Source organism: Bordetella sp. BOR01 (assembly GCF_019218885.1).
GTDB lineage: Bacteria > Pseudomonadota > Gammaproteobacteria > Burkholderiales > Burkholderiaceae_B > Bordetella_A.
The window spans coordinates 103,855-119,347 of record NZ_JAHUWT010000003.1; the positions used below are offsets into that span (position 1 = coordinate 103,855).

The 15,493-nt window shown below is 65.0% G+C and carries 11 protein-coding genes; 5 read left to right on the forward strand and 6 right to left on the reverse strand.

What is annotated here, in order from left to right; genetic code table 11:
* Positions 1–68 precede the first annotated feature (68 nt).
* The 5 genes from KW845_RS15325 to KW845_RS15345 all read left to right on the forward strand — a co-directional run bounded on the left by KW845_RS15325 (position 69) and on the right by KW845_RS15345 (position 9,700).
* On the forward strand, positions 69–3,575 hold the full coding sequence (locus KW845_RS15325) for an indolepyruvate ferredoxin oxidoreductase family protein (RefSeq protein ID WP_218370149.1): 3,507 nt from the start codon (positions 69–71) through the stop codon (positions 3,573–3,575).
* Positions 3,576–3,877: 302 nt separating this feature from the next.
* Positions 3,878–6,805 (forward strand): ribonucleoside-diphosphate reductase subunit alpha, encoded by a 2,928-nt coding sequence (locus KW845_RS15330; protein WP_218370150.1) that lies wholly within the window; start codon positions 3,878–3,880, stop codon positions 6,803–6,805.
* Between the two features lie 27 nt (positions 6,806–6,832).
* Positions 6,833–8,044 (forward strand): ribonucleotide-diphosphate reductase subunit beta, encoded by a 1,212-nt coding sequence (locus tag KW845_RS15335; RefSeq protein ID WP_218370151.1) that lies wholly within the window; start codon positions 6,833–6,835, stop codon positions 8,042–8,044.
* Between the two features lie 316 nt (positions 8,045–8,360).
* The gene (locus KW845_RS15340; protein WP_218370152.1) at positions 8,361–8,960 is read left to right on the forward strand and encodes a histone H1-like DNA-binding protein; all 600 of its coding nucleotides are present in this window, start codon (positions 8,361–8,363) and stop codon (positions 8,958–8,960) included.
* A 176-nt stretch (positions 8,961–9,136) separates the two neighbouring features.
* The gene (locus tag KW845_RS15345) at positions 9,137–9,700 is read left to right on the forward strand and encodes a YggT family protein (protein WP_218370153.1); all 564 of its coding nucleotides are present in this window, start codon (positions 9,137–9,139) and stop codon (positions 9,698–9,700) included.
* 114 nt (positions 9,701–9,814) lie between these two features.
* Here the strand turns inward: KW845_RS15345 and KW845_RS15350 are convergent, their stop codons facing one another.
* From KW845_RS15350 to accB, 6 genes are all read right to left on the reverse strand, one after another.
* Positions 9,815–10,318, reverse strand: coding sequence for a glycine zipper 2TM domain-containing protein (locus KW845_RS15350; RefSeq protein WP_218370154.1), 504 nt, complete (start codon positions 10,316–10,318; stop codon positions 9,815–9,817).
* A gap of 225 nt (positions 10,319–10,543) precedes the next feature.
* On the reverse strand, positions 10,544–11,485 hold the full coding sequence (locus KW845_RS15355) for a carbohydrate kinase family protein (RefSeq protein ID WP_218370155.1): 942 nt from the start codon (positions 11,483–11,485) through the stop codon (positions 10,544–10,546).
* Positions 11,486–11,497: 12 nt separating this feature from the next.
* Positions 11,498–12,658, reverse strand: a complete 1,161-nt coding sequence (locus KW845_RS15360; RefSeq protein WP_218370156.1) for a DUF3426 domain-containing protein — start codon at positions 12,656–12,658, stop codon at positions 11,498–11,500.
* 23 nt (positions 12,659–12,681) lie between these two features.
* Entirely contained in the window at positions 12,682–13,602 is a 921-nt protein-coding gene (gene prmA, locus KW845_RS15365) for a 50S ribosomal protein L11 methyltransferase (RefSeq protein ID WP_218370157.1), read from the reverse strand.
* A gap of 44 nt (positions 13,603–13,646) precedes the next feature.
* Positions 13,647–14,993, reverse strand: a complete 1,347-nt coding sequence (gene accC, locus KW845_RS15370; protein ID WP_218370158.1) for an acetyl-CoA carboxylase biotin carboxylase subunit — start codon at positions 14,991–14,993, stop codon at positions 13,647–13,649.
* 8 nt (positions 14,994–15,001) lie between these two features.
* Positions 15,002–15,451 carry an acetyl-CoA carboxylase biotin carboxyl carrier protein gene (gene accB / locus KW845_RS15375; RefSeq protein ID WP_218370159.1) on the reverse strand — a complete coding sequence of 150 codons (450 nt, stop codon included), beginning with the start codon at positions 15,449–15,451 and terminating at the stop codon, positions 15,002–15,004.
* Between the last annotated feature and the right edge of the window lie 42 nt (positions 15,452–15,493).

Sequence of the window (15,493 nt, forward strand, 5' to 3'; positions counted from 1 at the left end):
TCCAATAACGCAATAAATCGCTGGTTGAGCGCACCTATCATGGTAAGAACAAATAGGAGCGCCCCATCATGGATGGAACCCCGGCGGCCGAACCGGCTCTGGACCTGGACTACCAGCTGCAAGACAACCTGACCCGCACGCGCGGCCGGGTCTTTCTGACCGGCACGCAAATGATGGTGCGCCTGCTGCTGGCGCAGCGCCGCCTGGACCGCGAACGCGGCTTGAACACCGCCGGCTTCGTATCGGGTTATCGCGGTTCGCCGCTGGCTGGCGTGGACATGGCGATGTGGAAGGCCAAGGCTATCCTCGATGCCCACCAGGTCACGTTCCTGCCCGGCATCAATGAAGACATGGCCGCCACCGCCGTCATGGGCACGCAGCAGGCGGGCGTGCGCGACGACCGCAAGGTCGATGGCGTGTTTGCCCTGTGGTACGGCAAGGGCCCCGGCGTGGACCGCGCGGGCGATGCCCTGCATCATGGCAATGCCGCCGGCGCCTCGCGCCATGGCGGCGTGCTGGTCGTGGTGGGCGACGACCACACGGCCGTATCGTCGTCGATCCCGCATGCCAGCGAGGCATCCCTGATCGGTTGGCAGATGCCCATCGTGCATCCGGCCTCGATCGACGAATACGAGACCTTCGCGCTCTGGGGCTGGGCGCTGTCGCGCCACAGCGGCACCTGGGTGGCGTTCAAGGCCATATCCGAAACCGTGGAAAGCGGCCAGGCGTACACGCCGGCCCCCCCCGCCTGCTATGACATGCCGGCCAACCCGGAACTGCCGCCCGAAGCCCTGGAATATACGGCGCGCGACTTCCTGTCGCTGGCCGTGGAAGCCCGCATGCAGACGCGGCTGCAAGCCGTACGCGCCTTTGCGCGGCGCCACTCGATCGACAAGCTGGTTTGCCCGGCGCCCGGCGCGACCGTGGGGCTGGTGACCGTGGGCAAGGCCCACCTGGACACGCTGGAAGCCCTGTCCCGCCTGGGCATCGACCCACACGCCGCCGATACCCCGGTGCGCATCTACAAGCCCGGCCTGACCTGGCCGCTGGACGCCCAACGCCTGCATGCGTTCGCCCACGGCCTGTCGCACATTCTGGTGATCGAAGAGAAAGGCGCGGTGGTCGAAAGCCAGATCAAGGACTTGCTGTACAACCGCCCCGAACGCCCCAGCGTCGCCGGCAAGACCGGCCTGGACGGCGAGCCGCTGGTGCCGTCGGCCGGACAGTTGCGGCCATCGCTGCTGGCCGGTCCGCTGTCGGCCTGGCTGGCGCGCAACGCCGGCCTGCGCAGCAGCGCCGACCCGGCGGCGTTCGCCTGTCCCGCGCCGCTGTCCAACGATGCCGACGGCATGCGCCGGCGCCCCTATTTCTGCTCGGGCTGTCCGCACAATAGCTCGACCAAAGTGCCTGAAGGCAGCCAGGCGCTGGCCGGCGTGGGCTGCCACTACATGGCGGCCTGGATGGACCGCGATACCGGAGGCCTGACCCAGATGGGCGGCGAAGGCGCCGACTGGATCGGCCTGTCTCGCTATATAGATACGCCGCACGTGTTCCAGAACATGGGCGAAGGCACGTATTACCATTCCGGCTACCTGGCGATCCGGCAGGCGGTGGCGGCGCGCGCCAACATCACCTACAAGATCCTGTTCAATGACGCGGTCGCCATGACCGGCGGCCAGCCGGTGGACGGCCCGATCTCGGTGCCCCAGATCTGCCAGCAATTGCGTGGCGAAAACGTGGCGCGCATCGTGGTCACCACCGACGAGCCCGAGAAATACCATGGCACCGAACTGCCGGCCGGCACCACCGTGCACCATCGGCGCGAACTGGATGCCCTGCAGCGCGAACTGCGCGAAACCGCAGGCGTCACGGTATTGATCCACGACCAGACCTGCGCGGCCGAAAAGCGGCGGCGCCGCAAGAAGCAGCAGTTTCCCGACCCGGCGCGCCGCCTGCTGATCAACAGCGCGGTGTGCGAAGGCTGCGGCGATTGCGGCGTGCAGTCGAACTGCCTGTCCATCGTGCCGCTGGAAACCCCTTACGGCCGCAAGCGCGCCATCGACCAATCCAGCTGCAATAAAGACTATTCCTGCGCCGAAGGCTTCTGCCCCAGTTTCGTGTCCGTAATGGGAGGCAAGCTGCGCAAGCAGGCCGCGCCATCATCCGGCGAACCGGCCTGGCGGCAGCATCTGGCTGCCTTGCCCCTGCCGCCGTCCCATGCCCCCGAGCAACCTTATCGCATGCTGGTGGCCGGCATGGGCGGCACCGGCGTGATCACCATCGGTGCCATCGTCTCCATGGCCGCGCACCTGCAAGGCCTGTCGGCCTCGGTGCTGGACCTGACCGGCCTGGCCCAGAAAGGCGGCACCGTGGTCAGCCACATACGGCTGGCACCGGCCCATGCGCCCAACGGCCCGGTGCGGCTCGATTGGCAGCAAGCCGATGCCGCCATCCTGTGCGACCCGGTGGCGGCGGTGGCGCCCGATTCGCTGGGCGCGCTGCGCCACGGGCACACGCAGGTCATGGTCAACACCTATGTGGCCCCGGTGTCGGACTTCACCCGCGATCCGGACGCGGCCCTGCGGCCCGAGGCGCTGCTGGCCAAGATCCGCCATGCGGCGGGCGAGGCCAATACGGCCGCGCTGGATGCGCACCAGGCGGCACTGGCACTGTTTGGCGACAGCATCCTGTCGAACATGTTCATGCTGGGCTACGCCTGGCAGCGCGGCGCCGTGCCACTGTCGCATGGCGCGCTGGTGCGCGCCATCGAACTCAATGGCGTGGCGGTGCAGGCCAACCGCGACGCCTTCGAGGCCGGCCGCCTGGCGGCGTACCGGCCCCAGGCGCTGGACAGCGCACTGCGCCCGGCGGCCCAGGTCGTGCAACTGCACGTGCCGGAATCGTTCGAGCACGTGGTGGCACGCCGCGTGCGCGACCTGGCCGCCTACCAGAACGCCGCCTATGCGCACCGGTACCAGCAACTGGTCGAGCACGTGGCGCAACGCGAACGCGAACTGGCGCCTTCTGCGCGAACGCCCCGGCTGGCGATGGCGGTGGCGCGCAGCCTGTACAAGCTGATGGCCTACAAAGACGAGTACGAAGTCGCGCGGCTATACACCGATGGCGGCTTCCAGCAACAATTGCGCGAGCAATTCGAGGGCGACTACACGCTGCGCTTCCACATGGCACCGCCGCTGCTGGCCCGCAAAGACCCGCATACCGGGGTTCCCCGCAAGATCGCGCTGGGGCCGGCCACCCTGGGCGCCATGCGGGTGCTGGCACGGTTCAAGGGTCTGCGCGGCACCTGGCTGGACCCGTTCGGCCATGGCGCCGAGCGGCGTATGGAACGCCAACTGATCGATGAATACCGGGATACGGTGCAAGTCCTGCTGGATCACCTGTCGCCCACCAACCTGGCGCAGGCCGCGAGTATTGCCGCCCTGCCCGATAAAGTGCGCGGATTCGGGCATGTCAAGGCGGCCAGTGTGGCAAACTATCGCAAGGCTTTGCAGCAGATGCTGCAACACTACGGCCCGCCTGCCTCTCCAGGCGTTTCCTGGCGCAAGAGCGCATGAAGCGATGCCCTGAGAGCAAGCACTACGCCGTACGCGCCTTGCCCGTGAGGTCGTCGTATTTTGTTACAATTAATTGGGGAACTGAGTAATAGTTCTTCTTGTTCCCTCCCCCCCTCGTCACTAGAATTAGTGTCATGCGAGGGGTGCTACACTATATGTAGTGGTCGTCAGAATTGTCGGATTCACTCCGCCTGGCGCAGCCGGGCGTTCGTTCCGGCGCAGCACGACCCCCTCCCCAGATATTCAGCAGCCGGCATGGGCACGCCTCATGCCCTTATCTACGCTATTCCACAGGAGCTTCCATGCAGACTACGATCGCCTCTGTGACCCGGCCTTCCGCCGTGCCGCCCTCCCAAACAGATGCCCCCGCCGATGCCAACGGCGGACAATGGGCCAGTTACAACGTCATCCGGCGCAATGGCTCAGTGGTGGGTTTCGAACCCAGCAAGATCGCCATCGCCATGACCAAGGCATTCCTGGCCGTCAACGGCGGCCAGGGCGCCGCCTCGGCGCGCGTGCGCGAGCTGGTCGAGACACTGGCCTCGCAAGCCGTCACCGCCCTGGTGCGCAACCGCCCGGCTGGCGGTACCTTCCATATTGAAGACATCCAGGACCAGGTCGAACTGGCCCTGATGCGCTCGGGCGAGCACGATGTGGCCCGCGCCTACGTGCTGTATCGCGAAAAGCGCGCGCAGGAACGCGCCGCCGCCGCCGAAGTGCTGGAAAAAACCGCACCGGCCGCCACCCAGGAAAGCCACCTGAACGTGGTGGACAACGGCGAGCGCCGCCCGCTCGACCTGGCCGCACTGCGCGCCACCATCGAGGCCGCCGGCGAAGGCCTGAGCGAATTCATCGACACCGAAGCCATCCTGAAGGAAACGGTCAAGAACCTGTACGACGGCATCCCTGTCGACGAAGTGTTCAAGTCCGCCATCCTGTCGGCGCGCGCGCTGGTCGAGAAAGACCCAGCCTACAGCCAGGTCACGGCGCGCCTGCTGCTGCACACGATCCGCAAGGAAGTGCTGGGCGAAGAAGTGTCGCAATCCGGCATGCTTACCCGCTACGCCGAATACTTCCCCACCTTCATCCAGCGTGGCATCGAAGGCGGCCTGCTCGATCCCAAGCTGGCCAGCTATGACCTGGCGCGCGTGGCCGCGGCGCTGGACGCCCGCCGCGACCTGCAGTTCGGCTACCTGGGCCTGCAAACGCTGTACGACCGCTACTTCCTGCACATCCGCGGCACCCGCATCGAATTGCCGCAGGTGTTCTTCATGCGTGTGGCCATGGGCCTGGCGCTGCGCGAAGCCGACCGCGAAGCGCGCGCCATCGAGTTCTACGAGATCCTGTCGTCGTTCGACTTCATGAGCTCGACCCCCACGCTGTTCAACTCGGGCACGCTGCACTCGCAACTGTCGTCGTGCTACCTGACCACCGTGTCCGACGACCTGGAAGGCATCTACGACGCCATCAAGGAAAACGCGCTGCTGGCCAAGTACGCCGGCGGCCTGGGCAACGACTGGACCCCGGTGCGCGCGCTGCGCAGCCACATCAAGGGCACCAATGGCGAAAGCCAGGGCGTGGTGCCGTTCCTGAAGGTCGTCAACGACACCGCCGTGGCAGTGAACCAGGGCGGCAAGCGCAAGGGCGCGGTGTGCACGTACCTGGAAACGTGGCACCTGGACATCGAGGAATTCCTCGAGCTGCGCAAGAACACGGGCGACGAACGCCGCCGCACCCACGACATGAACACGGCCAACTGGATCCCCGACCTGTTCATGAAGCGTGTCATGGAAGGCGGCGAATGGACGCTGTTCTCGCCGTCCGATTGCCCCGACCTGCACGACAAGTACGGCAAGGCCTTCGAACAAGCCTACCTGGGCTACGAAGCCCGCGTCGCCAGCGGCGAACTGAAGCTGTTCAAGAAAATGCCGGCGCTGTCGCTGTGGCGCAAGATGCTGTCGATGCTGTTCGAAACCGGCCATCCCTGGATCACGTTCAAGGACCCGTGCAACATCCGCTCGCCGCAGCAGCACGTGGGCGTGGTGCACAGCTCGAACCTGTGCACCGAGATCACCCTGAACACCAACGAGTCGGAAATCGCGGTGTGCAACCTGGGTTCGGTGAACCTGGTCGCGCACATGAAGCCCGCTGCCGCCGGCGGTTTCGAGCTCGACCACGACAAGCTCGAGCACACGGTCGGCATTGCCATGCGCATGCTCGATAACGTGATCGACATCAACTACTACGCAGTCAAGAAGGCCAAAGACTCCAACGAGCGCCATCGCCCGGTGGGCATGGGTATCATGGGCTTCCAGGACTGCCTGCAGATGATGCGCGTGCCGTATGCCTCGCAAGCGGCTGTCGAATTCGCCGATCGTTCAATGGAAGCCGTGTGCTATCACGCTTACTCGGCATCCAGCGAACTGGCGCAAGAACGCGGCCGTTATCCGTCGTACGAAGGTTCGCTGTGGTCGCGTGGCATCTTGCCGCAAGACACGTTGGCGATGCTGCGTGAAGAACGCGGTGGCCATGTCGAAGTCGATGAATCGAGCACGCTTGATTGGAATGCGTTGCGTGCACGCATCAAAGAACATGGCATGCGCAACTCGAACTGCATCGCAATTGCCCCAACTGCGACAATTTCCAATATCATTGGTGTATCTGCGTGCATCGAACCTACTTTCCAGAACTTGTACGTCAAATCGAATCTCTCCGGCGAGTTCACGGTCGTAAACGATTATCTCGTGCGTGACCTGAAGAAACTCGGTCTCTGGGACGAAGTCATGGTCGCCGACCTCAAGTACTTCGACGGCAGCCTGTCCCGTATCGATCGCGTACCTTCCGAACTTCGCGAACTCTACGCCACTGCGTTCGAAGTCGAACCGCGCTGGCTGGTCGAGTGCGCGTCGCGCCGCCAAAAATGGATCGACCAGGCTCAATCGCTCAACATCTACATGGCGGGCGCTTCGGGCAAGAAACTCGACGACACCTACAAGCTGGCATGGCAGCGTGGCCTGAAGACCACCTACTACCTGCGTACGCTGGGCGCCACCAGCGCTGAAAAGTCCACGGGCCGCGGCGGCGAATTGAACGCCGTCAACGCCGCCGGCCACGCCGCCACTGCGGTCGTGGCGGCCACCCCTGCTTTGCCGGAACCCGAAGTTCTCGGGGCGGTTTGCACCATGCGGCCGGGCGATCCCGGCTTCGAAGAGTGCGAAGCCTGCCAGTAATCACCACCGCCCCCGGAGAATTCATTCATGCTTAATTGGGAAGAAGACAACCTCGCAGTCAAACCGGCGCAATCGCCCGCCCCCGCGGCGGGCGGGCAGCCGGCTGCGCCTGCGGTCCAGCCAGCCCGCGCCGCCACCGGCGTGTTCGGCGATTCGGCGCTGCCCACCCCGGCCGCGCCCCAGCATTCAGCCAACCTGCAAAGCGGCGATGACGCCGCCGCGCAACGCGTCAGGGTCGCCGACAAGCGCATCATCAACGGCAAGACCGACGTCAATCAGCTGGTTCCGTTCAAATACAAGTGGGCCTGGGAAAAATACCTGGCCACCTGCGCCAACCACTGGATGCCGCAGGAAATCAACATGTCGCGCGACATCTCCCTCTGGAAGAACCCCAACGGGCTCACCGAAGACGAGCGCCGTATCGTCAAGCGCAACCTGGGTTTCTTCGTCACGGCCGACTCGCTGGCCGCGAACAACATCGTGCTGGGCACCTACCGCCACATCACGGCGCCCGAATGCCGCCAGTTCCTGCTGCGCCAGGCGTTCGAAGAAGCCATTCACACGCACGCTTATCAGTACATCGTCGAAAGCCTCGACCTGGACGAAGCCGAGATCTTCAACGCTTATAACGAAGTTCCGTCCATTCGAGCCAAAGACGAATTCCTGATCCCGTTCATCGACGCGATCGCCGACCCCAACTTCAATACGGGCACTCCCGAAGCCGACCAGACGCTGCTGAAGTCGCTGATCGTGTTCGCATGCCTGATGGAAGGCCTGTTCTTCTACGTGGGGTTCACGCAAATCCTGGCGCTGGGCCGCCAGAACAAGATGACCGGCGCCGCCGAGCAGTACATGTACATCCTGCGCGATGAATCCATGCACTGCAATTTCGGCATCGACCTGATCAACACCATCAAGCTGGAAAACCCCCATCTGTGGACGCCGGAATTCCGCGAGGAAATCCGCGAGCTGTTCCAGAAAGCGGTAGAACTCGAATACGCTTACGCCGAAGACACGATGCCGCGCGGCGTGCTGGGCTTGAACGCCCCCATGTTCAAGTCGTACCTGCGCTTCATCGCCAATCGCCGTTGCCAGCAAATTGGGATAGAACCGCTGTATCCGCAGGAAGAAAACCCCTTCCCGTGGATGGCGGAAATGATCGATCTTAAGAAGGAACGCAACTTTTTCGAAACACGCGTGATCGAATACCAGACTGGCGGGACGCTGAGCTGGGAATGATGTGCATCGGCCGCCGCGCGCAATGACTTTGCGCGACGACCTGATGCCGGCTCCGTCGGCCTGGGTATTCGAATACGCAGTACCAAGCGGTAGGTTGCCCGATGTCGGGCACCTGCCGGCGCCATTTGAGATGGCTCGCGCAAGACGCGGGGGCCATATCAAATGGCTGTGCCGAATTCATTAGCGCAAACCGTAGTAGCTGTCGCCCGCATGGGGCAGCGGCATGCGCCGATGAATAGCCCGGGCGCGATCCGTTTTTCGACGGATAGTGGCACGGGTTTAAGTTCTGGGACCCCTGAACCTAAGGAGCATAACCATGGCAACAGCCAAGAAAGCCGCCAAGAAAGCGGTGAAGAAACCCGCCGCCAAGAAGGCCGCGGCCAAGAAATCCCCGGCCAAGAAGGCCGTGAAGAAAGTCGCCGTGAAGAAAGTTGCGGCCAAGAAACCCGCCGTGAGGAAGACGGCGGCCAAGAAACCGGCAGTGAAGAAGACCGCCGCCAAGAAGACCGTGAAGAAAGCCGCTGCCAAGAAGGCGGTGAAGAAAGCGGTTGCCAAAAAGGCGGTAAAGAAGGTCGCTGCCAAGAAGGCCGTGAAGAAAGCGGTCAAAAAGGCCCCGGCCAAGAAAGCCGCCAAAAAGGCCGTAGCCAAGAAGGCCGTCAAGAAAGCGGCCAAGAAGGCGCCTGCCAAGAAGGCGGCTAAGAAAGCGCCTGCCAAGAAAGCGGCCAGGAAGGCGCCGGCGAAGAAGGCTGCTGCCAAGAAGGCCGCTGCCAAGAAGCCTGCCGCCAAAAAGCCTGCTGCCAAGAAGGCCGCGCCCAAGAAGCCCGCCACGCCGCCGTCCACGGCTGCTGCCCCGGGTGCAAAAACCGCGCTGAACCCTGCCGCGTCGTGGCCCTTCCCGACGGGCGGCCGTCCGTAATACGGACGGAACCGTTCTTTAGCGGTACCCTCAGCCGCCTGGCTTCGGCCAGGCGGCTTTTATGTTGCCGCCGGGCAAGCCGAAGGCGCAGCGTGGGGGCTTGTAGTTCGTTGCCCCACGCATTGCCATAGGGTCATGCGACAATAACAGCCGTTATTTTTTGGCAGACCGTCCCTATGTTCGGCGATATCCTCCGCTTCCTGCTCGAAATCACCTTCACGCTGTTCGGGGCCGCCCTGATCGCGCGCGCCTGGACCCACGCGGTGCGCCTGCATCCATTCAACCCGCTGGCCCGCGGCATCTATCAAGTCACCAACTGGCTGGTGCTGCCGCTGCGCAAGCTGGTGCCGGCCGGCCACTCGGTCGACTGGACCAGCCTGCTGGCCGCCTGGCTGGTTGCGCTGCTCTACCTGGTGCTGATCTGGCTGTTGGCCGTGGGGTCGCTGATTCCGGCCGCGATGCTGCCCAAGGCGCTGGCTTCTTCGCTGCTGATGGTAGTGAAATGGGCCCTGAACCTGATCGTGTGGCTGACACTGCTGCAGGCGGTGCTGTCGTGGATCAACCCCATGTCGCCGCTGATGGCGCTGCTGCAGACCCTGACCGCGCCCATGCTCGACCCCATCCGGCGCATCCTGCCCCGGGGCGCGGCAATCGACTTCTCGCCGCTGGTGCTGCTGATCCTGGCGCAGATCACGCTGATGATGCTGGCCCGCCTGACCTACGGCCTGCTGGGCGTATAGGGCAGCCTAGGCAGGCACCCGGCACAGAAACACAACCGCACAAAAGCACAGGCGCCCGCCAAGGCGGGCGCCTGCATCTACATGGCACGCCGGGCGCTACGCGCCCCGGCGGTATCAGTAAGGCGCCACGCGGGTGGGACCCGCGCCGCTGATCACTTGCACGCGCTGGCCCACGCTGATGGGTACATCGGCCTCTTGGCCTACGACACGGGTTTCGCCATTATCCAGGCGCACCGTGATTTCAAGGCCGGAAGCGCGGCCCGCACGGTTTTCGACCGCATTGCCGGCCAGGGCGCCCAGGATGGCACCGCCCACGGTAGCCAGGGCACGGCCCGTGCCGCCGCCCACGGCATTACCCGCTACGCCGCCCAGGGCACCGCCGGCAATCATGCCCACGCCGCTGGACCGATCTTCCTGGATGGTGATGGGGCGCACACCGGTGACCGTGCCGATACGCACGATTTGCTCGCGCTGGGCCTGGTCAAACGAATAGACGCCGCTGGAGGCGCTGCGATTGGCGCAGCCGCCCAGCAAAGCCATCGAGGTAACGATCGCGGCCACGGCCAACCAGCGACCGGTGCGCGGTGCAATAACGGAGGGGGACAGGGTTTGGCTCATGTGGACTCCTTGGTCGGGTAACGCATATTCTATGCAACTGATCATACTCTGGCACACGATAAATAGCCGGGTACGAAACAGCATGCAACTTTTAAGACAGTTGCCGCAGTGCAGCGTAACCACGGCGTAACGCCTTGATGGCTGCCTTTTCCAGCGGGCCGGCCATCGCTTCGACCACCGGCTGCCCGGGCAGTTCCTGATGCCGGCGGCCCAGTAACCCCGCCCCTAGGCCGGCAAGCCGATGTCGTAAGCCGCGCGCAATTGCGCGTCGATATCGGCACGGCTGGGCGTATGGTTCTGGGGGCCGCGCGAAGCGATCTTGATCGCCCCCATCAAGTTGGCCAGGCGGCAGCTATCCAGCCAGTTCCAGCCGTTGGTCAACCCGTACAGCAGCCCCGCGCGATGCGCGTCGCCGCAGCCCGTGGGGTCGACCACCGCGGTGGGACGAACCGGCGGGACTTCGATACTGGTGCCATCGACCAGCAGCGTGGCGCCTTCCGCACCGCGCGTCACCACCACGGCCTGCAAGCCGGCAGCAATCTGCGCCATGCTGCGGCCCGTGCGCTGCTCGACCACGCCGGCCTCGTAGTCGTTGACGGTCAGCGCCTGGGCCATGCCCAGCATGCGGTCGAGATCGGCCCCGTCGAACAGCGGCATGGCCTGGCCCAGGTCGAAAATGAACGGGATACCGGCGGCGTGCAGCCGTTCGGCATGGGCGAACATGCCGGCCTTGGCATCCGGCGCGACGATGGCCCAGGCGGCCTGGGCGCCGCCAAGGTCGTTCTGCGCCGAGAGTTCCATGGCGCCGGGGTGGAATGCGGCGATCTGATTGTCTTCGAGATCAGTGGTGATGAAGCACTGGGCCGTGAAGGTGCCCGGCATGACGCGCAGGCGCGAAGTGTCTATCCCCAGGCTGGTGAAGCGCTCCAGGTAGTCGGTGGCGTCGTCGCCCACGGTGGCCACGGGCACCGGGTGGCCGCCCAGCAGCTTCAGGTTGTAGGCGATATTGCCGGCGCATCCACCATATTCCTTGCGCATGGCCGGTACCAGGAACGACACGCTGAGCGATTGGATGCGATCGGGCAGGATGTGCTCTTTGAAGCGGCCATCGAATACCGCGATGGTGTCGAACGCCATCGAACCGCAAACCAGAACAGGAGCCGTCATGCTTGTCATCCTTCAGGGAAAGAACTTGTCGAGTTGGTAGCCGTTTACATGGGCGCCGGACACGTCGATAGGCACCTCGATATTGATCTCGGCACCGGGCTCGAAGGGGCCCGCCGCCTGGCTGGGCGACAGATAGTCTTCAGGCCGCAGCACCTTGCGTACCACCACGGTATCGGAAAGATCGGTCAGGTCGAGCAACAGCGCCGGCCAATGCTGGGGTTTGTCGTAGCGGTTGCGCAGGGAAACCCGCAACACCAGGCTGCTGAGATCGTCCCGGGCGGATGCCCCGGCCTGGCCGCGCGGCGGCTGCAGCGATGAAGACGTAATGAAAATACGTTCGATGCGACGCGCGTAGCCGATCTGGCAGCCCAGCGGCTGGCACAGGCTGGCAAGCAGCGGGCGCAGCGGCGGCGCGGCGGTCGCGATGGCCGAGCGATACACATACACCAATTGCAGCGCCAACAGCAGCAAGCCGAGCACGCAGGCATAGCCCCACAGGCTGCGCAGCAAATGACGGCGGTCCTGGCGGTCGGTATCCAGGAATTCGGGCGGCGTACGGCCCACGTCGGTGGCGCCGTAATAGCGGGTGCGGGCCTCGCCCAGCACGGCGGGCTGGACCGTGACATGGGGGGCGTCGGATTCGGACTCGGCCTCGGCCATGCCGGCGTCAGCATCTGGGGTTTCGGTGCCGGCCTCGAGCGGTATCCGGACGCCGGGGCCGGCAGCGACGGGTTCCGCCCGCAACGTGGGCTCGTCATCGTCGGTGGGCTCGTCGTCGAATGCGTCTAAGTCATCGGCTTCGGTGGCCTGGCCGACATAGGGATCGTGCCGCCGGATGTCGGAGCGGCCCCGCAAGACGGCCGGAGAAGCGCCCAGGCTGGGTTCGGGCCGCGCCGACAAATGCGGGATGGGCGCCGCGGCAGGATCGGCAATCGGCCGTATCGGCGATGGCGCGGATACCGATTCGGATTCGGATTCGGGCAGGGGTCCCGCCGCCGGCGGTGCCTGCCGGGCGGACGGATCGGCTTGCGGAATTTGCGCAACCAGGCAGGCACGGCCATCGAACACCGTCGCGCAGGCGCCGCAGCGCACCAGGCCGTTGCGCACCCGCAGTTGGTCGGGCACCACCTTGAAGGCGGTGCCGCACTGCGGGCAGCGGGTCGTCATGGCCATGGCGAGTTTTCCATGCGGCCCGCTCAGCTCTTGCGCCCGTGCAGGCAGACCCAGCCATCGCGGGTCTGCCAGACCGACATGGACAGCCAGGGCGCATAGGCGGCCGCCACTTCCTGGGCCTGGCGCTCGAGTACGCCCGACAGCACCAACTGGCCGCCCGCCGCGACGCGCCCGGCCAACATGGGAGCCAGCACCTTCAGCGGGTTGGACAGGATATTGGCCACCACCACCTGGTACGTGCCGTCGCTCAGCCCGTCGGGCAGCATGGCCTGCAGTTCGACCTGGTTGACGCGGGCATTGTCGGCCGTGGCCTGCACTGCCTGCGGGTCGATGTCGACCGCGTCGGTGGCGCCGGCGCCCAGCTTGCGGGCCGCGATGGCCAGGATGCCTGAACCGCAGCCGTAGTCGAGCAACGTGGCGCCGGCCGGCAGTTCGGCCTCGAGCCAGGCCAGGCACAGATGGGTCGTGGGATGGCTGCCGGTGCCGAAGGCCAGGCCCGGATCGAGTTCGATATGGATAGCGTCGTCGGCCAGGCCGGCCAGGCCGGGCACGGCCGGATCGTCGCGATGCCAGCTGGGCACGATCCAGAGGCGCCGGGCGATATGAATGGGGCCGAACTGCGACTGCGTCAGGCGCACCCAGTCGGCATCGGGAACGTCGCGCAAGGTCCAGCCGCCGGCCAGGATGGGGTCGAGCCCGGCCCCGGCCATGGCCTGTTCGTAGACCTGCGCCGGATCGGCGCCATCGGGCAGCAGCGCCACGACGCGGTTGCGGTCCCAGGCCTGCACATCGGGTTCGGTGCCGGGTTCGCCGAACAACGGGCGCTCGGCCTCGGTGCCCAGGTCGGCATCTTCCACCGAGACCGACAACACGCCGGCTTCGAGCAGCGCATCGGACAGCGCTTCGGCCTGCGCCTCGAGGCAATGAAGCACAAGTTCACGCATGGCGGTTCTTCCGGTAAGGCGGGCCATGACGGCCCGCCTGTGCATCAAGGGCGCTGGGCCAGCTTTTGCTCGAGATAATGGATGCTGGTGCCGCCTTCGATGAAGCGGGCATCCTGCAGCAGTTCGCGATGCAGCGGGATATTGGTGGAAATGCCTTCCACCACCATCTCGGACAGCGCAATGCGCATGCGGGCCAGCGCCTGGTCGCGCGTGTCACCGTACGTGATGACCTTGGCGATCATCGAGTCGTAGTTGGGCGGCACGAAATAGCCGTTGAAGGCGTGCGAATCGATGCGCACCCCGGGCCCGCCCGGCGTATGCCAGTTGGTGATGCGGCCGGGGCTGGGCACGAAGCGGAACGGATCTTCGGCGTTGATGCGGCATTCGAGGGCATGGCCCTTGAACACGACATCGCGCTGGCGCAACAGGAACTTCTCGCCTGCGGCGATGCGGATCTGCTGCTGGACCAGATCGATGCCGGTGATCAGCTCGGTGACGGGGTGTTCGACCTGGATACGGGTGTTCATTTCGATGAAATAGAACTCGCCGTTTTCGTACAGGAACTCGAACGTGCCCGCGCCGCGATAGCCCATTTTGCGGCAGGCGTCGGCGCAGCGGTCGCCGATGCGCTCGATCAGGCGGCGGGCAATACCCGGGGCCGGCGCTTCTTCGATGACCTTCTGGTGGCGGCGCTGCATGGAGCAATCGCGCTCGCCCAGCCAGACGGCATTGCGCCCGCCATCGGCCAGCACCTGGATTTCTACATGGCGCGGGTTCTCGAGGAACTTCTCCATATAGACTTCGGGGTTGTTGAAGGCGGCACCGGCCTCGGAGCGGGTCATGGCCACGGCATTGAGCAGCGCGGCCTCGGTATAGACCACGCGCATGCCACGCCCACCACCCCCGCCAGCGGCCTTGATGATCACGGGATAGCCCACTTCGCGGGCCACGCGCACGATTTCCTGCGGGTCGTCGGGCAGCGCGCCTTCCGAGCCGGGCACCACCGGCACGCCGGCTTCGATCATGGAGCGCTTGGCGCTGACCTTGTCGCCCATCAGCCGGATGGTTTCGGGACGCGGTCCGATGAACACGAAACCGCTTTTCTCGACCCGGTCGGCGAAATCGGCGTTTTCGGACAGGAAGCCGTAGCCCGGGTGGATGGCCTCGGAATCGGTGACTTCGGCCGCCGAGATGATGGCGGGCATGTTCAGGTAGCTTTCGCGCGACGGCGCCGGCCCGATGCACACGGACTCGTCGGCCAGGCGTACGTACTTGGCGTCGCGGTCGGCCTCGGAGTGCACCACCACCGTCTTGATGCCGAGCTCGCGGCAGGCACGTTGAACGCGCAGCGCGATCTCGCCGCGATTGGCGATCAGGATTTTTTCAAACATATCAGCAATCAGCCAATGACGAACAGCGGTTGGCCGTATTCGACGGGTTCGCCGTTCTCGACGAGGATCTCTTTGATGACGCCGGACTTGTCGGCTTCGATTTCATTGAGCAGCTTCATGGCTTCAATGATGCACAACGGGTCGCCTTCCTTGACCGACTGGCCTACATCGATGAAGGGCGCGGCGCCGGGGTTGGGCGCGCGATAGAAGGTGCCCACCATGGGTGCCTTGACGACGTGGCCTTGCACGGCGGGCGGGGCTTCGGGGGCCGGCGCGGCAGGGGCGGCGGCCGGGGCAGCGGCGGCGGCGGGCGCTTCGGGCATATGGTAGGCCACCGGTTGCAGGGTCTGCGAGAACTTGACGATGCGGACCTTGCCTTCGCCTTCGGTGATTTCAAGCTCGGCAATGCCCGATTCCGCCACCAGGTCGATCAGGGTCTTGAGTTTTCGGAGGTCCATAGAAGCTGCTTCCCGATTAGTGTTGGCGGCGCGTTGCGTCAG

Bases quoted from the DNA above. Each gene is read 5' to 3' on its own strand.
- KW845_RS15325 (WP_218370149.1), top strand. From the start codon at position 69: ATGGATGGAACCCCGGCGGCCGAACCGGCTCTGGACCTGGACTACCAG.
- KW845_RS15330 (WP_218370150.1), top strand. From the start codon at position 3,878: ATGCAGACTACGATCGCCTCTGTGACCCGGCCTTCCGCCGTGCCGCCC.
- KW845_RS15335 (WP_218370151.1), top strand. From the start codon at position 6,833: ATGCTTAATTGGGAAGAAGACAACCTCGCAGTCAAACCGGCGCAATCG.
- KW845_RS15340 (WP_218370152.1), top strand. From the start codon at position 8,361: ATGGCAACAGCCAAGAAAGCCGCCAAGAAAGCGGTGAAGAAACCCGCC.
- KW845_RS15345 (WP_218370153.1), top strand. From the start codon at position 9,137: ATGTTCGGCGATATCCTCCGCTTCCTGCTCGAAATCACCTTCACGCTG.
- KW845_RS15350 (WP_218370154.1), bottom strand. From the start codon at position 10,318: ATGAGCCAAACCCTGTCCCCCTCCGTTATTGCACCGCGCACCGGTCGC.
- KW845_RS15355 (WP_218370155.1), bottom strand. From the start codon at position 11,485: ATGACGGCTCCTGTTCTGGTTTGCGGTTCGATGGCGTTCGACACCATC.
- KW845_RS15360 (WP_218370156.1), bottom strand. From the start codon at position 12,658: ATGGCCATGACGACCCGCTGCCCGCAGTGCGGCACCGCCTTCAAGGTG.
- prmA (WP_218370157.1), bottom strand. From the start codon at position 13,602: ATGCGTGAACTTGTGCTTCATTGCCTCGAGGCGCAGGCCGAAGCGCTG.
- accC (WP_218370158.1), bottom strand. From the start codon at position 14,993: ATGTTTGAAAAAATCCTGATCGCCAATCGCGGCGAGATCGCGCTGCGC.
- accB (WP_218370159.1), bottom strand. From the start codon at position 15,451: ATGGACCTCCGAAAACTCAAGACCCTGATCGACCTGGTGGCGGAATCG.